The 20338-nt window shown below is 72.4% G+C and carries 15 protein-coding genes; 14 read left to right on the top strand and 1 reads right to left on the bottom strand.

What is annotated here, in order from left to right; translation table 11 throughout:
* The first annotated feature begins 20 nt into the window (after nucleotides 1–20).
* From ABD817_RS07180 to ABD817_RS07115, 14 genes are all read left to right on the top strand, one after another.
* Entirely contained in the window at nucleotides 21–1565 is a 1545-nt protein-coding gene (locus tag ABD817_RS07180) for a UDP-N-acetylmuramoyl-L-alanyl-D-glutamate--2,6-diaminopimelate ligase (RefSeq protein ID WP_344916262.1), read from the top strand.
* Between the two features lie 12 nt (nucleotides 1566–1577).
* Nucleotides 1578–3134, top strand: a complete 1557-nt coding sequence (locus tag ABD817_RS07175; RefSeq protein ID WP_344916260.1) for a UDP-N-acetylmuramoyl-tripeptide--D-alanyl-D-alanine ligase — start codon at nucleotides 1578–1580, stop codon at nucleotides 3132–3134.
* On the top strand, nucleotides 3131–4189 hold the full coding sequence (gene mraY, locus ABD817_RS07170) for a phospho-N-acetylmuramoyl-pentapeptide-transferase (RefSeq protein WP_344916258.1): 1059 nt from the start codon (nucleotides 3131–3133) through the stop codon (nucleotides 4187–4189). The genes ABD817_RS07175 and mraY overlap by 4 nt, the downstream gene beginning before the upstream one ends.
* Nucleotides 4190–4229: 40 nt before the next feature.
* The gene (murD, locus tag ABD817_RS07165; protein ID WP_344916256.1) at nucleotides 4230–5633 is read left to right on the top strand and encodes a UDP-N-acetylmuramoyl-L-alanine--D-glutamate ligase; all 1404 of its coding nucleotides are present in this window, start codon (nucleotides 4230–4232) and stop codon (nucleotides 5631–5633) included.
* On the top strand, nucleotides 5630–6928 hold the full coding sequence (ftsW, locus tag ABD817_RS07160) for a putative lipid II flippase FtsW (RefSeq protein ID WP_344916254.1): 1299 nt from the start codon (nucleotides 5630–5632) through the stop codon (nucleotides 6926–6928). The genes murD and ftsW overlap by 4 nt, the downstream gene beginning before the upstream one ends.
* 14 nt (nucleotides 6929–6942) lie before the next feature.
* Nucleotides 6943–8031, top strand: a complete 1089-nt coding sequence (gene murG, locus ABD817_RS07155) for an undecaprenyldiphospho-muramoylpentapeptide beta-N-acetylglucosaminyltransferase (protein ID WP_344916252.1) — start codon at nucleotides 6943–6945, stop codon at nucleotides 8029–8031.
* Between the two features lie 110 nt (nucleotides 8032–8141).
* Nucleotides 8142–9548, top strand: coding sequence for a UDP-N-acetylmuramate--L-alanine ligase (murC, locus tag ABD817_RS07150; protein ID WP_344916250.1), 1407 nt, complete (start codon nucleotides 8142–8144; stop codon nucleotides 9546–9548).
* A 40-nt stretch (nucleotides 9549–9588) separates the two neighbouring features.
* A complete protein-coding gene (locus tag ABD817_RS07145; RefSeq protein WP_344916248.1) occupies nucleotides 9589–10257 on the top strand; it encodes a cell division protein FtsQ/DivIB in 669 nt (222 codons plus the stop codon).
* 225 nt (nucleotides 10258–10482) lie between these two features.
* Nucleotides 10483–11865 (top strand): cell division protein FtsZ, encoded by a 1383-nt coding sequence (ftsZ, locus tag ABD817_RS07140; protein WP_344916246.1) that lies wholly within the window; start codon nucleotides 10483–10485, stop codon nucleotides 11863–11865.
* A gap of 90 nt (nucleotides 11866–11955) precedes the next feature.
* Nucleotides 11956–12660 (top strand): YggS family pyridoxal phosphate-dependent enzyme, encoded by a 705-nt coding sequence (locus ABD817_RS07135; RefSeq protein ID WP_344916244.1) that lies wholly within the window; start codon nucleotides 11956–11958, stop codon nucleotides 12658–12660.
* A 120-nt stretch (nucleotides 12661–12780) separates the two neighbouring features.
* Complete coding sequence (locus tag ABD817_RS07130) at nucleotides 12781–13284, top strand: cell division protein SepF (RefSeq protein ID WP_344916242.1); 504 nt, start codon at nucleotides 12781–12783, stop codon at nucleotides 13282–13284.
* 82 nt (nucleotides 13285–13366) lie between these two features.
* Nucleotides 13367–13654 (top strand): YggT family protein, encoded by a 288-nt coding sequence (locus tag ABD817_RS07125; RefSeq protein ID WP_344916240.1) that lies wholly within the window; start codon nucleotides 13367–13369, stop codon nucleotides 13652–13654.
* Nucleotides 13655–13703: 49 nt separating this feature from the next.
* The gene (locus ABD817_RS07120; protein ID WP_344916238.1) at nucleotides 13704–14561 is read left to right on the top strand and encodes a DivIVA domain-containing protein; all 858 of its coding nucleotides are present in this window, start codon (nucleotides 13704–13706) and stop codon (nucleotides 14559–14561) included.
* 41 nt (nucleotides 14562–14602) lie between these two features.
* On the top strand, nucleotides 14603–16678 hold the full coding sequence (locus tag ABD817_RS07115) for a hypothetical protein (RefSeq protein ID WP_344916236.1): 2076 nt from the start codon (nucleotides 14603–14605) through the stop codon (nucleotides 16676–16678).
* Between the two features lie 204 nt (nucleotides 16679–16882).
* Here ABD817_RS07115 and ileS read toward each other — a convergent pair whose 3' ends face one another.
* On the bottom strand, nucleotides 16883–20035 hold the full coding sequence (gene ileS / locus ABD817_RS07110) for an isoleucine--tRNA ligase (RefSeq protein ID WP_344916234.1): 3153 nt from the start codon (nucleotides 20033–20035) through the stop codon (nucleotides 16883–16885).
* Between the last annotated feature and the right edge of the window lie 303 nt (nucleotides 20036–20338).

The raw sequence follows: 20338 nt of genomic DNA, 5'->3' as shown, positions 1-20338 counted from the left end.
CCGTGCGTCCCCCGTCGTCAATGCGACCCTCAACCAGTTCACCCCGTCCGCTCTCGGGGCTGGCGAGCCTCATCGGCGCGCCCTCGGGCACGTCGCGAGCCCCGCTTGCCGCGGTGTCCGGGATCACCATCGACTCGCGCCAGGTGCGCCGGGGAGATCTCTACGTCGCGCTGCCGGGGGCCACGGCCCACGGGGCCGACTTCTCCGCCCAGGCCCTCGCCGCGGGTGCCAGCGCGATCCTGACCGACGAGGCGGGAAGGGAGGCCGCGGTCGCGACCGGCCTCCCTGTCCTCGTCGTGCCCGATCCGCGCGGCCTGCTCGGCCAGGTCTCTGCCTGGGTGTACGGCAATCCCGCGGCGGACGTCATGGTCGTCGGGGTCACCGGCACCAGCGGCAAGTCCACCGTCAGCTTCATGCTGGAGGCCGGGCTGCGGGCCGCCGGGCACAATCCCGGGCTCATCGGGGGGGTGGAGATCCACGCCGGTGAGCTGCGCTTCGCGCCGAAGCTCACCACGCCCGAGGCGAGCGACCTGCAGGCCCTCTTCGCCCTGATGCGCGAGCGGGGCGTCACCGCCGCGGCCATGGAGGTCTCCAGCCACGCGCTGGCGCTCGGCCGGGTCGACGGGGTGTTCTACGACGTGGCGCTGTTCACCAACCTGTCCCAGGACCACCTCGACTTCCACCGCGACCTCAACGACTACTTCGCGACGAAGGCCCGGCTGTTCACCCCCGAGATGAGCCGCATGGGGGTCGTCAACCTCGACGACGCCCACGGGCGGGAGCTCCTCGGCATCGCGAAGATCCCGATGACCACCTTCTCCGCCGAGGGCGCCGTCGAGGCCGACTGGCGGGCCGTGGAGGTGCGGCTGGGTCCCGAGGGCAGCACCTTCAAGGTCGTGGGGCCCGGAGGCGTCGAGGAGGCCGCGTCGGTCGCCCTGCCGGGGCCCTTCAACGTGGCCAACGCGCTGGGCGCGATCGTCGCGCTGGTGGAGGCGGGTGTGCCGCTGCGGGCCGCGGTGGCGGGCGTCGGTACGCTGGCGGGAGTTCCCGGCCGGATGGAACGGGTTCCCGGTGGCGAGGACTTCCAGGCCATCGTCGACTACTCGCACAAGCCCGGCGCGATCGAGTCGGTCCTGCGCTCGCTGCGCGAGGTCACCGAGGGCGGGCTCATCGTCGTCCTCGGCTGCGGAGGTGACCGTGACCGTGGTAAACGCCCAATGATGGGAGAAGCCGCCGCAAGGCTGGCAGATGTGGCTATTCTCACCAGCGACAACCCTCGCTCCGAGGATCCCCTGCGGATCCTCGCGGAGATGATGGACGGAGTTCTCGGCGTGTCCCAGGACGGGCGCGCACATGTGATCATTGAGCCGGACCGCGCCGCGGCCATCGACCTGGCCATCGGCCGGGCGGGTCTCGGTGACGTCGTCCTCGTGGCCGGCAAGGGACACGAACAGGGCCAGTACGTCGGCGACCAGGTGCTTCCGTTCGACGACCGGCAGGTCGTGGCCGACGCGATCGTCAGGCGCAGGAACCGCACCGGGCGCCGAAGCACGTATGGAGAGTAGGGAAGACGCATCATGATCCCGTTGCCGCTGGCCAGGATCGCCGAGATCACCTCGGGCGCCCTCGCGGGCATGGCCGACCCACGCGCGGTGGTGCGCGGCCCGGTCGTCACCGACTCCCGCGCCGTCGAACCGGGGTCGCTGTTCGTCGCGATCAAGGGTGAACGGGTCGACGGGCACGACTTCGCCGCCCAGGCCGTCGCGGCCGGGGCGGTCGCCGTGCTCGCCTCCCGGCCCGTCGACGCCCCCGCCGTCATCGTCGGCGACACCGTGGCCGCCATGACGGGCCTGGCCACCGCGGTCTGCGCGGCCCTGCCGGCGACCACGGTCATCGGCCTCACCGGCTCCGCGGGCAAGACCACCACCAAGGACCTGCTGGCCAGGCTCACCGCCAGGATCGGCCCGACGGTCGCCACGGCCGGCTCGTTCAACAACGAGATCGGCCACCCGCTGACCGTGCTGAAGTCCGGCGAGGACACCCGCTACCTGGTGCTGGAACTCGGCGCGAGGAACGCGGGGCACATCGCCCACCTGACCCGCGTCGCCCCGCCGAGGATCGGCGTGGTCCTCAACGTCGGCACCGCCCACCTGGGGGTCTTCGGCGGCAAGGAGGAGATCGCCAGGGCCAAGGGCGAGCTGGTCGAGGCGCTGCCCGCCGAGGGCGTGGCCGTGCTCAACGCCGACGACCCGCTGGTGGCCGCGATGGCGGGGCGCACCGGCGCCCGCGTCACCTGGTACGGCCGGGGCGAGGGCGCGGCCGTGCGGGCCGAGAACGTGACCGTCGACGAGCGAGGACGCGCCTCCTTCACGCTGCGCACCCCCTCGGGCGCCGCCCCGGTCGGCCTGCGCCTCTACGGCGAGCACGCGGTGGAGAACGCACTGGCCGCCGCCGCGGCCGCCTACGAGCTCGGCCTGCCGGTCGCCACCATCGCCGAGGAGCTGTCGGAGGCCGAGCCCCGCAGCCGCTGGCGGATGGAGGTCACCGACCGCGCCGACGGCGTGACCGTGATCAACGACGCCTACAACGCCAACCCCGACTCGATGCGGGCCGCCTTCGGCACCCTGGACGCGCTCGCGGGCGACCGCCGCCGCTTCGCGGTCATCGCCGCCCTGCGCGAGCTGGGCGACGAGAGCGCCGCGCTCAACGAGGAGCTGGGGCGCCTGGCCGGGGGCGCGGGACTCACGGGCCTGTTCGTCGTCGGCCCCGACGCCGATCCGGTCCTGGCCGGGGCCGAGGCCGCCGTACAGGCCGGGCGGGAGGGCGGCGGTCGCGTACCGGTCGGCTCCGCCGCGTACGCCGGGGCGGGGGGGCCACCGGGCGACGGCGCGGCCGGCCCGCCCGGCACCGGCCGGGCCGCACGGCCCTCGCCCGTCGCCGCGTTCGGGGAGACCTCCGGAGCGGGCGGCGGGGCTCCGGTCGCCACCGCGGTCTCGCACGCCGCCGACGCGGCCCAGGCGGGCGCGGAGCTGTCGGCGCTGCTCGCCCCCGGCGACGTCGTACTGATCAAGGGGCCTCGGGCCTCGGGCCTCGAACGCGTGGCCGCGGCGCTGCTCGGGGGTGACCGCCGATGAGGGAGATCCTCGTCGCGGCGGCGGTCAGCCTGCTGCTGTCCATGCTGGGCACGCCGCTGGCGATCCGCCTGTTCTCCCGGCGCGGCTACGGGCAGAGCATCCGGGAGGAGGGACCCTCCGGCCACCACGACAAGCGCGGCACCCCCACCATGGGCGGCACCGTGATCGTGATCGCCGCGCTGGTCGGCTTCGCCTGCGCCCATCTCTACAGCTTCACCCCCCCCACGGTCTCCGCCGTCCTCGTGCTGTTCCTGATGACGGGACTGGGCGCGGTCGGCTTCCTCGACGACTTCATCAAGATCTACAAGCAGCGCAGCCTCGGCCTGCGCAGCGGCGCCAAGGCGCTGGGCCAGCTCATCGTCGGCGCGGTCTTCGCGGTCCTGGTGACCCGTTTCCCCAACGCCTACCTGATCACCCCGGCCGAGACGCGCCTGTCGTTCCTGAGGGACTTCGGCCCCTCCGTGGGCCTCATCGGGTTCACCATCTGGGTGCTGATCATGATCGTCGGCTTCTCCAACGCGGTGAACCTCACCGACGGCCTCGACGGCCTGGCCAGCGGCGCCACCGGCGTGGTGCTGGCCTCGTACGTGCTGATCGGCAACTGGCAGCTGCGCAACAGCTGCACCACCCAGCTCGGGCCCAACTGCTACTGGGTCCGCGATCCGCTGGACCTGGCCGTGGTCGCCGCCGCGGTGCTCGGCGCGCTGGTCGGGTTCCTGTGGTGGAACGCCCCGCCCGCGAAGATCTTCATGGGCGACACCGGCTCGCTCGCCCTGGGCGGCGTGCTCGCCGGGCTGGCCATCACCACCAGGACCCAGCTCCTGCTGATCGTCCTCGCCGGGATGTGCGTGCTCATCACCATGTCGGTGATCATCCAGGTCGGCTTCTTCAAGATGACCGGGAAACGGGTCTTCAGGATGGCCCCGCTCCAGCACCACTTCGAGCTGAAGGGCTGGGCCGAGACGACGATCGTGGTCCGCTTCTGGCTGATCGCCGCCCTGTGCGCCGCCGCCGGGCTGGGGATCTTCTACGTGGAATGGATGCCCAGGCTGTGAACGGGTCGACGAGCCGGACGGGCCCGGCAGGGGAGGACGCGTGATCTGCGTCGCGGGACTGGGGGTCTCGGGCACGGCCGTCGCCCGCGCGATGGCGGGGCGCGGCGAGAAGGTGGTCGTCCTGGAGGGCCGGGACGGCGAGCGGGCCAGGGTGATCGCCGGGGAGCTGACCGCGCTCGGCGTCGAGGTCCGCTTCGGCGAGCCCGCCGAACCTCCCGCGGGCACCTCCCTGATCGTCACCACCGGCTGGCCGCCGCACCACCCGCTGCTCGCCGCCGCCGCGGCGGCCGGGATCGAGGTGATCGGCGAGGTCGAGCTGGCCTGGCGGCTCCGCCCCGAGGGCGCGGCCCCCTGGCTGGCGCTGACCGGCACCAACGGCAAGACCACCGCGGTGCGCATGCTCACCGCGATGCTGCTGGCCGCGGGCCACCGGGCGCTCGCCGTCGGCAACGTCGGCACCCCGGTGGTGGAGGCCGTCACCGGACCCGGCGACGTGCTCGCGGTGGAGCTGTCAAGCTTCCAGCTGCACCGCTCGCCCAGCATCGCCCCGTACGCGGCCGCGGTGCTCAACGTGGCGCCCGACCACCTCGACTGGCACGGCTCCATGGAGGAGTACGCCCGCGTCAAGGGGGAGATCTTCGCCAGGGCCGGGACGATCGTGCACAACGCCGACGACGAGTGGGCGGCCCGCCTCGCCGCGCCGTACGAGAGCGCGGCCGGGCGCGGCGGCGCGGCGCGGAGCGTGGGCTTCACCCTCGCGGTGCCCCGGCCCGGCCAGCTCGGCGTGGTCGAGGACCTGCTGGTGGACCGGGCGTTCGTCGCCGATCCGGTGGGCAACGCCGAGGAGCTCGCCTCGCTCGCCGACATCCGCCCGTTCGCGCCGCACAACGTGGCCAACGCGCTCGCCGCCGCGGCCCTGGCCAGGGCCTACGGGGTGCCCGCCGCCGCCGTCCGCGAGGGTCTGCTCGCCTTCGTGCCCGACCCCCACCGGATCGCGCACGTGGCCAGGGTCGCCGAGGTCGACTACGTGGACGACTCCAAGGCCACCAACCCGCACGCCGCCGCCGCCTCGCTGGCCGCCTACCCGTCGATCGTCTGGGTCGCCGGAGGACAGCTCAAGGGCGCCGACGTCGGCGAGCTGGTACGCCGCGCCGCGCCCCGCCTGCGCGGCGCGGTGCTCCTGGGCGCCGACCGCGAGCGAATTCGCGAAGCTCTGGCGCGACACGCCGGGAATGTTCCGGTGGTGGAGGTGGCGGGGCAAGACACTGGGGTCATGGACCGCGTCGTCACCGAAGCCGCCAGGCTCGCCGCCCCCGGAGACACCGTGCTGCTCGCCCCGGCCGGCGCCTCTCTGGACATGTTCGCCGGTTACCCCGCCCGAGGGGAGGCGTTCGCCCGAGCCGTGCATCGTCTCGCCGAGGGGCACGACGGGGGAGCGGCGTGAGCACGGTCACCCACGAGGGCGCGCTCGTCCGCAAGGACGCGTCCAGGCGCCCCGAGGGGTTCCGCGAGCACGTGCTCGCCTTCCGCGAGCTGCTCAACCGGCCGCTGACCTCGTACTACCTGATCCTGGGGTGCAGCGCGCTGCTGCTCACCCTCGGCCTGATGATGGTGCTGTCGGCCTCCAGCATCGAGGCGCTGCAGGAGACGGGCAATCCCTTCTACTGGTTCTTCAAGCAGTCGATCTCGGCGGCGCTCGGCCTGCCGCTGATGTGGATCTGCGCGCAGCTGCCGCCCCGGTTCTTCAGGCTCGCCGGTCTGCCGCTGATGGCGCTGTCGATCCTCGGCCTGGTGCTGGTGCTGTTCGTCGGCGTCTCCCAGCTGGGCGCCCAGCGCTGGATCGACCTCGGCCCCATCCACCTGCAGCCGTCCGAGCCCGCCAAGCTCGGGCTGATGCTCTGGGGCGCCGACCTGCTGGCCCGCAAGGCGCGCAACGGCATGATCGAGTGGCGCAACCTGTTCATCCCGCTGATGCCGGGCACCGCCATCCTGGCCGTCATGGTCATGCTGGGCAGCGACCTCGGCACCACGCTGGTGCTGATGCTGATCTTCCTGTCGCTGCTGTGGGTGGTGGGGGCGCCGCTGAAGCTGTTCGGCGGGATCCTCGCGGTGACCGTGCTCGCGACCATCGTCATGATCAGCACCGAGGGATACCGCTCGGCGCGGATCGCGGGCTGGCTCGACCCGTGGGGCAACGCCCAGGGCTCGGGCTTCCAGGCCGTGCAGGGGCAGATCGCCATCGGCAGCGGCGGCTGGTTCGGGCTGGGCCTGGGCTCCAGCAGGCAGAAGTGGAGCTGGATCCCGCACTCGGAGAGCGACTTCATCTTCTCCATCCTCGGCGAGGAGCTCGGCCTGATGGGCACGCTCGTCGTGGTGGCCCTGTTCGGGCTGCTGGGCTACGCGGGACTGCGGGTGGCCACCCGGGTCAAGGACCCGTTCGTCAGGCTCGCCTCCGCCGCCGGGGTCGCCTGGATCGTGGGCCAGGCGATCGTCAACATCGGCGCGGTCATCGGTGTGCTGCCCATCACCGGCATCCCGTTGCCGCTGGTCTCCTACGGCGGATCGGCCCTGCTGCCCACCCTCGCCGCCCTCGGCATGCTCCTGTCGTTCGCCAAGCACGAGCCCGGCGCCCGCGAGGCTCTCGCGGCCCATGGCCCCGGACCGGTGGCGCGGGGCCTAAGCTGGCTTGGCCTGGGTGGTCCGGCCGGAAAACGACGGCCGGGCCGCGGAAGACGATAAGCGAAAGGACCGACATGAGGGTGGTCCTCGCCGGCGGCGGGACGGCCGGTCATATCGAACCGGCGCTCGCTCTGGCCGACGCGTTGCGCCAACTCGACCCGAACATCGGGATCACCTGCCTCGGTACGGAACGCGGCCTGGAGACCAGGCTGGTGCCCGCCCGGGGATACGAGCTGCAGCTGGTGCCCGCGGTGCCGCTGCCCCGGGCCCTGACGCCCCAGCTCCTGAGCGTGCCCGGCCGCCTGGCGGGCGCCATCAACGCGGCCGCCGGCATCATGGACCGCGTCCAGGCCGACGTCCTGGTCGGCTTCGGCGGTTACGTGGCGACCCCCGCCTACCTGGCGGCGCGGCGGCGCAACGTGCCGATCGTGGTCCACGAGGCCAACCCGCGCCCCGGCCTGGCCAACCGGCTGGGCGCGCGCCTCACCGAGCACGTGTTCACCGGCCACCCCGACACCCCGCTGAACCGCGCCGAGCACATCGGGATCCCCCTCCGCCGCGAGATCGTCAACCTGGACCGGCTGTCCATGGGCGACAAGGCGAGGTCCTGGTTCGGCCTGGAGGCCGACCTGCCCACGCTGCTGGTCACCGGCGGCTCCCAGGGGGCCCGCTCGCTCAACCGGGCGGCCCTGGCCGCCGCTCCCGCGTTGCGCGGGGCCGGGGTGCAGGTGCTGCACGTCATCGGCCCGAAGAACACCCTGGAGGAGGAGCCGCCGCCGGGCGACCCGCAGTACGTCGTGCTGCAGTACGTCGACCGGATGGACCTCGCCTACGCGGCGGCCGACTTCGCCCTGTGCCGCAGCGGCGCGATGACCTGCGCCGAGCTGACGGCCGTGGGCCTGCCGGCCGCGTACATCCCGCTGCCGCACGGCAACGGCGAGCAGCGGCTCAACGCCACCCCGATCGTGCGGGGCGGCGGCGGTCTGATGATCGACGACGCGGAGCTGTCGGCGGAGTGGATCATCCAGAACGTGCTGCCCATCCTGTCCGACCCCGAGCGCGTGGTGACCATGTCCGAGGCGGCCTCCAGGATGGGCAGGAAGGACGCCGACGTGACGCTGGCGCGCAGGGTGCTGGGGATCGCGGCGCAGGGGAGGGGCTGAATGGGTGCCGAGGGGATCCGGGGCGGTGAGCGCGAGACCGCGGAAGACGGACGACGGCCGGACGCGGCGCGGACGCGCCCGCGCGGCGAACGAGGAGGGGTGAGCGGCCGATGAGCCTGGTCAAGCTGGTGGATCCGGTCGCGGCCGGCGATCTGGGACGGGTCCACTTCATCGGGATCGGCGGTTCCGGGATGTCCGGGATCGCGCGCATCCTGCTCAAGCGGGGAGTGCCGGTCTCCGGCAGCGACGCGCGGGGCTCGGACCTGGTGACGGAGCTGCGGGACCTGGGGGCGAGGGTCCACATCGGCCACGCCGCCTCGCACGTCAAGCACGTCGACACCGTCGTGGTCTCCACCGCGATCCGCGACTCCAACCCCGAGCTGGGCGAGGCGCTCCGCCAGGGCCTGCGGGTCATCCCCAGGGCCGCGGCGCTCGCCTCCGTCATGGCGGGCAAGACCGGCGTCGCGCTGGCAGGCACCCACGGCAAGACCACCACGACCTCGATGCTCACCGTGGCGCTGCAGAAGTGCGGCGCCGACCCCTCGTACTGCGTGGGCGGGCAACTGGTGACGACGGGCCTGGGCGCCGACGAGGGCTCGGGCGAGGTCTTCGTCGCCGAGGCCGACGAGAGCGACGGCTCCTTCCTGATGCTGGCCCCCGACATCGCCGTGGTGACCAACGTCGAGCCCGACCACCTGGACAACTACGGCGACCCGCGCGCGGTCCACGACAGCTTCGCCCGGTTCGTCGAGCGCGTCACCGCCACCATGGTGGTCTGCGCCGACGACCCCGGCTCCGCCGCGCTGATCCCGATCGCCCGCGCCCGCGGCCTGAAGGTGATCACGTACGGTGAGTCCGAGGACGCCGACCTGCGGGTGGGCGGGATCGTCCCCGAGGGGCTGGGCATCACCTTCACGGTCGCGGGGCGCGGGGAGGTCAGGCTCGCGGTGCCCGGCCGTCACAACGCGCTCAACGCCGCCTCCGCCATCGCCGTGGCGGGGGAGCTCGGCGTCTCCTTCGACGAGATCCGCGACGGCCTGGCGGCCTTCACCGGCGCCAAGCGCCGCTTCGAGGCCAAGGGCGAGGCGGGCGGGGTGGCGGTCTTCGACAGCTACGCCCACCACCCGACCGAGCTCGCCGCCGACCTGCGCGCGGCGCGGGACGTGGTGGCGTCCTTCTCCGGCGACGGCAGGGTCATCGCGGTCTTCCAGCCGCACCTGTACTCACGCACGAGGTTCTTCGCCGACGAGTTCGGCGCCGCGCTCGGGCTCGCCGACGAGGCCGTCGTCCTGGACGTCTACGGAGCCCGTGAGGACCCCGAGCCCGGCGTGTCGGGGGCGCTGGTGGCCGGAAAGGTGCCGCTGCCCGCGGAGCGGGTGGCCTACGTCCCCCACCGTGACAGCGTGCCCGCCCTGGTGGCGGGCCGGGCCAGGCCCGGTGACATCGTCCTGACCATGGGGGCGGGCGACGTGACGGAGCTGGGCCCCAGGATCGTGGCGGAGCTGGCCGCGCGGTGACCCACGTCGGCGGGCGCGGGTCGCCGGAGGGGGAGTGGTGATGAACGGGGTGTGGCGGTCGGCCTTCCTGGCCCTGCTCACCGTGGGGGTGGTGGGCATCGCCGCGTGGCTGGTGTTCTTCTCCCCGGTGCTCGGGGTGCGGGACATCCAGGTGGTGGGCAACGCGGGCCTGTCCGCCGAGCAGATCCGGCGGGCGGCGGAGGTGGCCGCGGACAAGCCCCTCGCCACCGTCGACGTGGCCGAGGTCGAGGGCAGGATCGGCAGGATCCCGCAGGTCGAGTCGGTGACGGTGAGCCGCGCCTGGCCGGGCACCCTGCGCGTCGAGGTCGTGGAGCGCGAGCCGGTGGTGGTGGTGCCGGTCGGTGACAGGTCCGCGCTGATGGACCGGCACGGGATGGTCGCCGAGCTCAGGGACGTCGCGCCCCCGACGCTGCCCGTGCTGCGGGTGTCGCGGCCGGGTCCGGCGGATCCGGCGACCGTGGCGGCGCTCACCGTCATCACCGCGCTGCCGGACAATCTCGCCCGCCGGGTCGCGGAGGTGCTCGCGCCGTCGGCGGAGACGGTCTCGCTGCGTCTCAAGGACGGCCGCGCGATCGTGTGGGGCGGCGGTGACCGGCCCGCAGACAAGACGCGGATCCTTGTTACGCTGCTCAAGCGTCCGGCCGACACCTATGACGTCAGTTCGCCTGACGTCGTGACGGTTAAGTGATCTCATCGGATGGCGGGCGTTCCCGGAAATGGGCGGCCCGCGACACGCTGGACGCGCTTGCGGCGCGGTTAGTTGACCCGCCAGGAGCGTAACTCCTACTGTCCGTATCACTCCTCAGGTTGACATAAAGCTAAATCTCAACTTGAGGGTGAGGGTTTTGGAAACGACGGCACGGGCCCCGTGCCGCATGAAATTGCAAGTCAACGAGCGGAAAGGCCCCTCGTCGTGGCAGCACCGCAGAACTACCTCGCGGTCATCAAGGTTGTAGGAATCGGCGGAGGCGGAGTCAACGCCGTCAACCGGATGATCGAGGAGGGACTCAAGGGCGTCGAGTTCATCGCCATCAATACCGACGCCCAGGCGCTGCTGATGAGTGACGCCGACGTCAAGCTCGACGTCGGGCGCGAACTCACCCGTGGCCTCGGCGCGGGAGCCAATCCCGAAGTCGGGCGCAAGGCGGCCGAGGACCACCGTGAGGAGATCGAGGAGGTCCTCAAGGGGGCCGACATGGTTTTCGTCACGGCGGGTGAGGGCGGTGGCACGGGCACCGGCGGCGCCCCGGTGGTGGCCAACATCGCCCGTACGCTGGGCGCGCTGACCATCGGCGTCGTGACCCGGCCCTTCAGCTTCGAGGGCCGGCGCAGGGCGATGCAGGCCGACGCGGGCATCGAGACCCTCCGCGAGGAGGTCGACACCCTCATCGTGATCCCGAACGACCGGCTGCTGTCGATCTCCGACCGGCAGGTGAGCGTGCTGGACGCCTTCAAGGCGGCCGACCAGGTGCTGCTCTCCGGTGTCCAGGGCATCACCGACCTGATCACCACGCCCGGCCTGATCAACCTCGACTTCGCCGACGTGAAGTCGGTCATGTCCGGGGCGGGCTCCGCCCTGATGGGTATCGGCCACGCCCGCGGCGACGACCGTTCGGTCGCGGCGGCCGAGATGGCCGTCTCCAGCCCGCTGCTGGAGGCGAGCATCGACGGCGCGCACGGCGTGCTGCTCTCGATCGCCGGCGGCTCCGACCTCGGCCTGTTCGAGATCAACGAGGCGGCCCAGCTCGTCTCCACCGCCGCCGCGCCGGACGCCAACATCATCTTCGGTACGGTCATCGACGACGCCCTCGGCGACGAGGTGCGCGTCACGGTGATCGCGGCCGGGTTCGACGAGCCCGCTCCCGAGCCCAAGCCGCTCTCGCAACCGGCCGCCCGCCCGCAGTCCGTCTCGCGCCCGGCCCCACCCTCGGCGGCGCCCCAGGTCCGCCCGCTGGCGCCCACCGTCAAGGCCGAGCCCCGCCCGGAGCCCCGTCCCGAGCCCAGGGTGGAGCACGCGCCGCCCCCGCCGGTGCGGCCGGTCGCCCCCCCGCAGGCGGAGCCCGCGCCCCAGCCGCAGCAGATCTACCCGGTCCAGCAGGCGCCGTCCGCCGCGGAGCAGGCCGAGCCGCACCGCGCGGAGGAGCCGCACTCCCCGCCGTTGTCGATCCCGCGACCGGCTCCCGAGCCCTCGCAGCCGACGCCGATCTCCGCCAGGGCCACCGACCCCGCCCGGCGCCGACCGGTGATCTTCGAGGAGCAGGAAGAGGAGCTGGACGTCCCCGACTTCCTGAAGTGACATCTCTCACGGTGGGGGCGGCGACGGACCGCCCGGCCGTGCCGGGAAGAATGGGCTCCGCCGGTTTGCCAGTGTCCGAGCGGCGGAGATGTGACGGAAACAACACGACGTGACGAGATCGCGGCCGGGCTGGCCCGGGTCGAGGCGGAGATCGCCCAAGCCTGCCGGGCCGCCGGCCGTCACCGCGAGGAGCTGACGCTCATCGCGGTGAGCAAGACCTACCCCGCCTCCGACGTACGGTTCCTGGCCGGACTCGGGATCACCGACGTCGGGGAGAACCGCGACCAGGAGGCCTCGGCCAAGGCGCGCGAGTGCGCCGATCTCGGCCTCCGCTGGCACTTCGTCGGCCAGTTGCAGACCAACAAGGTCCGCTCGGTGGTCGGGTACGCCGACGTCGTCCACTCGGTCGACCGCCCGCGCCTGGTCACCGCGCTCAGCAGGGAGGCGCTCGGGGCGGGACGCACGGTCACCTGCCTGGTGCAGGTCGCGCTCGACGGCGACCCCGCGCGGGGCGGCGCGCGACCGGAGGAGGTGGAGGCCCTGGCCGACGCCGTCGCCGGAGCCGGGGGGCTTGAGCTGGGCGGGGTGATGGCGGTCGCGCCGCTGGGGGAGGAGCCGGGCAGGGCGTTCGCGAGGCTGAGGGAGATCGCGCACTCCGTCCGGCGGGCCCACCCGGACGCCGACGTCATCTCGGCGGGAATGAGTGGGGACATATCCCAGGCGATCGCCAACGGCGCGACACACCTGCGTGTTGGTACGGCGTTGCTCGGTCGCAGGAAGCCCTTCGTCAGGTAATGTCCCTTCAAGTGGGCCTTGGCGTCCGCGTATCCGAGCAGCGGTCGAACGGTGGTGAGCTCAGGGCGGTCGGGCTGGTCCCTGGGGCGCATCCGAAGTAAGACGGAGGAAGAAGTAGCGATGGCCGGCGCGATGCGCAAGATGGCGGTCTACCTCGGTCTTGTTGAGGACGACCGCTACGAGAGATACGACAGCTACCCCGACGACGAGTACGAGGAGTTCGACGACGCGCGCCGCGAGGGCGACGAACGTCCTGGCACGGTCCACGACCTCCAGGACGACACCGACCCCGGCGTTCCCGCTCCGAGGCCCACGACGGCCCTTCTGGAGCGCCGCACGACCGATCTGGCGCGCATCACCACCCTTCACCCTCGTACGTACAACGAGGCGCGGACCATCGGCGAGCACTTCCGCGACGGCACCCCGGTCATCATGAACCTGACCGAGATGGTTGACAGCGACGCCAAGCGACTCGTTGATTTCGCGGCAGGTCTGGTCTTTGGCCTACACGGCAGCATCGAACGTGTTACCAACAAGGTGTTCCTGTTGTCCCCAGCCAATGTCGAGGTGACCGCCGAGGACAAGGCCCGAATCGCGGAACGCGGATTCTTCAACCAGAGCTAGAGTGCCACCATGAACAGTGACCGGCCCGACAGGTCCCGACGGGACAGAGGACGGCAGAGCGAAGTGGAGGCGGGCACGGACCGTGGGGATCGTTAGCGGGACCTTGGTCTTCATCCTGTCCATCTATCTCGTTCTGCTGATCGGCAGAATGATCTTCGAGACGGTGCAGGCGTTCGCACGTCAGTGGCGCCCCACCGGCATCGTCCTGGTGCTGGCGGAAGCCGTATACACGGTGACCGACCCACCTCTCAAGTTCCTCCGCCGTTTCATTCCACCACTCCGGTTGGGTACGGTGGCCTTTGACCTAAGCTTCACAGTGCTGTTCATTGTGGTCTTGGTCTTGATCCAACTCGTGTCCGCGCTTCGTTGATCGGGTACCGTCCCCCCGGACAGACTCCAAGCGCGCCAAGGAGACCGAAATGCCGCTGACGCCCGCCGACGTGCGGAACAAGCAATTCAGTACGACCCGCCTTCGGCCGGGTTACGACGAGGAAGAGGTAGACGCCTTCCTCGATGAGGTCGAGTCCGAGTTGGACCGTCTCATTCAGGAGAACGAGGAGCTCCGCGCCAAGCTGGCGGAGTGCCTGCGGGGCAAGGTCCCCGGCGGTATGGGCATGGCCATGGCGCCCGCCCCCATCGCCGAGCCCAAGCCCGAGATGATGATGCAGCAGCCGGAGCCGATGCGCGCTCCCGAGCCGGTGCAGCACCAGCAGCCCGTTCCCGTCGGAATGGGAATGCCTCCGGCCGAGGACAACATGGACACCGCGGCCCGCGTCCTCGCCCTCGCCCAGCAGACCGCCGACCAGGCCATCGCCGACGCCCGCCGCGAGGCGGACGAGACGGTGACCCGGGCGCGCCGCGAGGCCGACGACATCCTCGGCAAGGCACGTCGCCAGGCCGAGCAGGTCATCGGTGACGCGCGTGCCCGAGCGGAGACGCTGGAGCGCGACGCGCAGGAGCGGCACCGTCAGGCCATGGGCTCCCTGGTGCAGACCCGCGACGAGCTGGAGCGCAAGGTCGAGGAGCTCCGCAGCTTCGAGCGCGAGTACCGCAGCCGCCTGAAGCTGTACCTGGAGAACCAGCTCGCCGAGCTGAACGTGGCTGCCGAGGGCAGCGGCGGATTCCCGATCGTGAGCGGGCCCCCGGCCATGTCCCACGCGGTGGCTCCGGGCGGTCAGCCGACCCTCCAGAGCGCGCCCAACCCGTTCGGCGGCGATCCCTCGCAGCATTCCGGCGCCTTCCAGGGCGTTGACGGTCCTCACAACGACCGCCGCTAAGGTGTCGGGTCATCCGTTGACCCGCATCCGGGAGTCTCTCTGTGATCCTTATCAGCGCCGGTTTGGTACTCACGGCCATCGTCCTGCTCATCGCGGGGTTCGTGCTGGCCAAGCCATTCCTGGTCATGTGGTCGATCGCGGTCAGCGTGCTGTCCGCAGTCTTCCTGGTGATCGGGGCGTTGTTGCGCCGCCACGAGTTGTTCCCCGGCGGGGACGCCGGGGCCTCTCAGCCCCTTCCCCCGAAGGGACCGATGCCGGCCGGGCCACTGCCCGCGCCGCACGGTGTGCCGAACCAGCCTTCCGCGCCACAGCAGATGATGGTGCGGCACGGGATGCAGCAGGTGCCCGCCGCCCCGACCCAGCCGCGACGCGGCCCGGTGGCCGGGCCGGCCACCGCCGCCGCGGCGAGGCGGGGCACCCTGGACCCCGAGGCGATCGTGCTGGTCATCCCCGGCCGCAAGCGCTATCACGTCGCGGGATGCCGTCAGCTGGCCAGCAGAGATCATGAGGAGCTCACCCACGAGGAGGCGCTGGAGGAGGGCTTCACGCCCTGCACCACGTGCCTGCCCGCCGACTCCACCTCCACCTCCGGCTCCCAGCAGCGGGAGACCCCGCCCGGGGTGCGGAGGCCCGACGACTCCCTGACCGTCTCCCGGGAGTCCGGCCCCTCGGCCGGTGCCCGCGAGCCGGGACCGCACGAGGCCACCGCCCGCTTCACCTCCCCGTACCGGCCCGTGCAGCCCTCGGCCCCGTCCGGCGGGCAGCAGGCCCCCGGAACGCGGCCCGAGGCCCAGCGGCCCGACGAACATCAGCGACCCGACCCTCGGCGGTCCGAGGCCCAGCGGCCCGACCCCCGGAGGTCCGACCCTCAGCGGCCCGAATCCCGGCGGCCCGGGGCCGAGGGCCCGCAGGCCCGGTCCGAGACGTCGCAGACCAGGGCCGAATCCCCGGCGTCCTCGACATCCCCGGCGGCCAGGCGCGATGTCGCGCCCGCCAGGCCGGAAGCCTCCGAGGAGCGGCGCGAGAGCACCGCGTCCCGCGAGGAGGCCCGGCGCTCCCCGCAGGAGCCCGTCGTCCCGGTCGCCCGGCCCTACGTCAAGCCTCCCGAGCCGCAGGCGCGGCCCCAGGAGCCCGCGAGCCCCCCGGCCCGCCCGGCGGAGCAGCCGACCCGTCCGGCGATCCAGCTGCCGAAGATCCCCGAGATCCCGCACGCCGCGTCCGAGGCCACCAGCTGGTTCAGCCGCGACGCGGCCGCGCGGGCGTCCGGACAGGAGAGCCCGGACACCTCCGCCACACCCGATTCCGCGAGCGCCGGGTCCAAGACCGCAAGGCCCGCCGGGACCGGGCCCACCTCCTCGGGCTCCTCGGGTTCTTCTGGGACGTCCTCCGCGAGCCGGGCCGAGGCGCCCGAGCCCGACGTGCCGGACGACACCCCCGTGGTCGCGCCCGCGAAGTCCGGATCCACCGGACCCGCGCAGGACGAGGCCGAGCCCACCAGGCTCGCCAACCCCAAGCCCGCGAAGGCCGAGCCGGCCGGAAGCGGGTCGGCCAAGGCCGGGTCCGCGGGAAGGACCGAGGGGAAGGCCCGCGCCGGGGCCGTCTCCGGCACGAAGGACTCCTCCGCGGAGGCGGAGACCACGACCGCCGGGCGGGACGCCTCCCCGGAGCCCTCGGGTTCCGCCGGGCGAGCGACCCCCGCCAAGGGCGGTGCCCCCGAACCGGTGGAGCCGGTCGAGACCGCGTCCGGGCGCGCCGGGCGGCAGGTGGCGGCCGACTCCACCTCCGCGAAACCCGCCCCGGCACCCGAGACCGGCTCGGCGTCCAAGGCCGCCGAGGCCGGAAAGGCCGCCCCCTCCCGCGATGACCGCGGCGACGACACCTCCCCCGGCGGCATCCCCGCCGTCAAGGACCGGCCGCGTCCCACCGCCAAGGAGCGCGAGGCGGACGCCGAGACGGTCACGGTCATCGCCGGCACCCGCCGCTTCCACGACTCCGACTGTCCTCTCGTCAAGGGCGCCAGCGTGGGCGGCAGCGGCATCGAGACCATGCCCCGGGCCGAGGCCGAGAAGGCCGGTCTGAGCAACTGCCCGATCTGCAGGCTCGACCGCCGGACGTGAGCCGACCGGGCGCCGGGCCCCTCGAGGCAGTGCTCACCGCTCACCGGGACACGGTGGATCAGCGCCACCGGTCCCGCTACCGCACCCCCGCCACGGGGCCGGGAACCGGATGAACCAGGACGGCCAGGGGGCCGGGGATGACATCCCCGGCCCCCTGGCCGTGTCCGGTCTCGCCGCTCCTCCCGGGCCGGTCGGACCAGGCGGTCAGACCGTCGCGCGGCGGAGCTGGAAGGTCAGGCCGAGCTCCGGGTCGCCGTGGGCGGGGAGGTCGTCCACGCCGCCCTCGGTGAGGGAGAGGGCGAGGACCTCGTCGGCCACCGTCCGCCCCTGGGTCCGCAGGGCCTCGGCCAGGTCGGCGTCGCCGGTGGACCACCACACGTCGATCCGGTCGGTGATCGCCAGGCCGGTGGACTTGCGGGTGTCCTGGAGCAGGCGGATGACGTCGCGGATCAGGCCGGAGCGGCGCAGCTCGTCGGTGATGGTGAGGTCGAGGGCGACCGTCTCACCGGCCCCGGCCTCCACCGCCCAGCCGGACCTCGGCTGCTCGGTGACGATCACGTCGTCGGCGCCGAGCTCCACGGTGCCCAGCTCTCCCGCGTCCACCGGGACCGGCGAGCCGGTACGGAGCGCGCGGGCGAGCTCGGCGGGGTCGGCGGCGGTGACGGCCGAGGCGACCAGCTTGGTCTGGGAGCCGAACCGCCTGCCCAGCGCCCGGAAGTTGGGCTTCACGGTGAAGGACACCAGGTCCGCCCCGATCCCGGACAGGTCCTCCAGGTCCTTCACGTTGAGCTCGTCGGCGATCAGCTCGCGCAGCTCCGGGGAGAGCGCGGCCCAGCCGGGGGCGCCGACCAGGGCGCGGCCGAGCGGCTGGCGGGTCTTCACCCCGCTGGAGGCGCGGGCCGAGCGGCCCAGCTCCACCAGGCGGCGGACCAGGGCCATCCGCTCGGACAGCTCGGGGTCCAGCAGCTCGCCGTTGACCTCGGGCCAGGAGGCGAGGTGGACCGAGGAGGGCGCACCGGCGTCGCGGAGCACGTCCCAGACGTAGTCGGTGGTGAACGGGACCACCGGCGCCATCAGCCGGGTGACGGTCTCCAGGCACTCGTACAGCGTGGCGAACGCGGCGGGGTCACCGGTCCAGAAGCGGCGCCGGGAGCGGCGCACGTACCAGTTGGACAGGTCGTCGAGGAACTCGGCGAGGCGCCGCCCGACGCGGGCGGTGTCGAAGACGTCCAGCGACGCGGTGACCTCGGACACGGTCCGGTGCAGCTCGGCGAGGGCCCAGCGGTCGATCAGCGGGCGCTCCTCGTAGGCGGGCGCCTCGGAGAGCCGGGACGGTGCCCAGGACTCGGTGTTGGCGTACAGGGTGAAGAACGACGTGGTGTTCCAGTAGGTGAGCAGAACCTTGCGGACGATCTCCTCCAGGGCGCCGTGTCCCACCCTGCGGGCCGCCCACGGCGAGCCGGAGCAGGCCATGTACCAGCGCAGCGCGTCGGCGCCGTGCTGGTCCATCAGCGGCATCGGCTGCAGGACGTTGCCCAGGTGCTTGCTCATCTTGCGGCCGTCCTCGGCCAGGATCAGGCCGAGGCAGAGCACGTTCTCGTACGAGGACCTGCCGAAGACGAGCGTGCCGACCGCCATCAGCGAGTAGAACCAGCCGCGGGTCTGGTCGGTGGCCTCGCAGATGAACTGCGCGGGGTAGGCCTTCTGGAGCATCTCCTCGTTCAGGTACGGGGCGCCCCACTGGGCGAAGGGCATCGAGCCCGAGTCGTACCAGGCGTCGATCACGTCGGGCACCCGGCGCGCCTCGTTGCCGCAGGTGGGGCAGGGCAGCGTGACGTCGTCGACGTAGGGGCGGTGCGGGTCGAGCGCGGAGACGTCCTGGCCGGACAGGCGGCCCAGCTCCTCCAGCGAGCCGACGCAGGTGACGTGCGACTCGTCGGCCGTGCAGACCCACAGGGGCAGCGGGGTGCCCCAGTAGCGCGAACGCGACAGGGACCAGTCGACGTTGTTGCGCAGCCACTCGCCGAACCGGCCCCACTTGATCGTCTCGGGGTACCAGCTGGTCTTCTCGTTCTCGGCGAGGAGCTGGTCCTTGATCGCGGTGGTGCGGATGTACCAGGCGGGGAGGGCGTAGTAGAGGAGCGCGGTGTGGCAGCGCCAGCAGTGCGGGTAGCTGTGCTCGAAGTGGCTGCCCCGGTAGAGCAGGCCGCGCTCGCGCAGGTCGGCGGTGAGCCCCTCGTCGGCGTCCTTGAAGAACTCGCCGCCGACCTGGGGCACGCTGTCGAGGAACCGGCCGTCGGGGCCGATCGGGTTGACCACGGGCAGCCCGTACCGCTTGCAGGTCGTCATGTCGTCGGCGCCGAAGGCGGGCGCCTGGTGGACCAGGCCGGTGCCGTCCTCGGTGGTGACGTAGTAGCCGAGCACCACGTAGTGCGCGCCGGGGATGTCGACCAGCTCGAACGGCCGCGTGTAGGTGGTGTGCTCCAGGTCGGCGCCCAGGAAGGAGGCGAGGACCTCGGCGCCCTCGCCCAGCGCGGCGGCCAGCAGCGGCTCGGCCACCACCAGGACCTCGTCGGACCCGGCGGGGCGGGCCGCGACGTAGGTCACGTCCGGGTGCACGGCCACCGCGGTGTTGGAGACCAGGGTCCACGGCGTGGTGGTCCAGATCAGCAGCGAGGCGCCGAGGTCGGCGAGCGGTCCCGAGGTCGCGGGCATGCGGACGTAGACCGACGGGCTGGTGACGGTCTCGTAGCCGCCCGGCTGGCCCAGCTCGTGGTCGGACAGGCCGGTGCCGCAGCGGGGGCAGTACGGGGTGATGCGGAAGTCGCGGGTCAGCAGGTCCTTGTCGAAGATGACCTTGAGCGACCACCAGACGGACTCCACGTAGGCCGGGTCCATCGTGCGGTAGGCCTGGGACAGGTCGATCCAGTAGCCCATCCGCTCGGTCATCTCCTCGAAGGCGTCCACGTGCTTCAGCACGGACTCGCGACACCTGTCGTTGAACTCGGCGATGCCGTACGCCTCGATCTCCTTCTTGCCGGAGAGGCCGAGCTCCTTTTCGACGGCGACCTCGACGGGCAACCCGTGGCAGTCCCAGCCCGCCTTGCGGGGGACGTTGAAGCCCCGCATCGACTTGTAGCGGGGGAAGAGGTCCTTGAAGACGCGGGCCTCGACGTGGTGGACGCCGGGCATGCCGTTGGCGGTGGGCGGACCCTCGTAGAAGACCCAGTTGGGACCGCCGGCGTTCTGCTCGACCGAGCGCTCGAAGACCTTGCCGTCCCGCCAGCGGTCGAGCACCTCGTGCTCAAGCGCGGGAAGATCGACCTGCGCGGGAAGAGAACGGAAATAGGCGGACATTGTGGGGTGGACCTCCACGCTGGAAACGGCTGTGGCGTAGAGGGACGAGGCCGTCGGCCCCGCGGTACCACCCTCCTTGACCTCGCGCGCGAGGTCCTCTTCCTTTGGCCTGCTGCCGGGTCTACTGGGCCGCCGCGAGCCTCTGGCGGGTCGTCGCGGCCGTTCTTCCGGCGGCTCCGGGGTGATCTGTGCCTCCGCGCCTCGCCCCGGGCTCGCACCGTCCCCGGGTCGCTCGTGCGAGGGGGTACGGAGGTTGCTGTCCCCATCAACGCCGTGCAGGCTCACACGATAACGCACCAGCCC

Source organism: Streptosporangium oxazolinicum, assembly GCF_039537505.1.
In the GTDB taxonomy this organism is placed as follows: Bacteria; Actinomycetota; Actinomycetes; order Streptosporangiales; family Streptosporangiaceae; genus Streptosporangium; species Streptosporangium oxazolinicum.
This window is presented reverse-complemented; position numbering and strand designations above follow the sequence as displayed.

What these genes read in the sequence shown, in the direction of transcription:
- ileS (WP_344916234.1), bottom strand. Translation starts at nt 20,035, where the DNA reads ATGTCCGCCTATTTCCGTTCTCTTCCCGCGCAGGTCGATCTTCCCGCG.
- mraY (WP_344916258.1), top strand. Translation starts at nt 3,131, where the DNA reads ATGAGGGAGATCCTCGTCGCGGCGGCGGTCAGCCTGCTGCTGTCCATG.
- murC (WP_344916250.1), top strand. Translation starts at nt 8,142, where the DNA reads ATGAGCCTGGTCAAGCTGGTGGATCCGGTCGCGGCCGGCGATCTGGGA.
- ABD817_RS07175 (WP_344916260.1), top strand. Translation starts at nt 1,578, where the DNA reads ATGATCCCGTTGCCGCTGGCCAGGATCGCCGAGATCACCTCGGGCGCC.
- murG (WP_344916252.1), top strand. Translation starts at nt 6,943, where the DNA reads ATGAGGGTGGTCCTCGCCGGCGGCGGGACGGCCGGTCATATCGAACCG.
- ABD817_RS07130 (WP_344916242.1), top strand. Translation starts at nt 12,781, where the DNA reads ATGGCCGGCGCGATGCGCAAGATGGCGGTCTACCTCGGTCTTGTTGAG.
- ABD817_RS07145 (WP_344916248.1), top strand. Translation starts at nt 9,589, where the DNA reads ATGAACGGGGTGTGGCGGTCGGCCTTCCTGGCCCTGCTCACCGTGGGG.
- ABD817_RS07180 (WP_344916262.1), top strand. Translation starts at nt 21, where the DNA reads ATGCGACCCTCAACCAGTTCACCCCGTCCGCTCTCGGGGCTGGCGAGC.
- ABD817_RS07120 (WP_344916238.1), top strand. Translation starts at nt 13,704, where the DNA reads ATGCCGCTGACGCCCGCCGACGTGCGGAACAAGCAATTCAGTACGACC.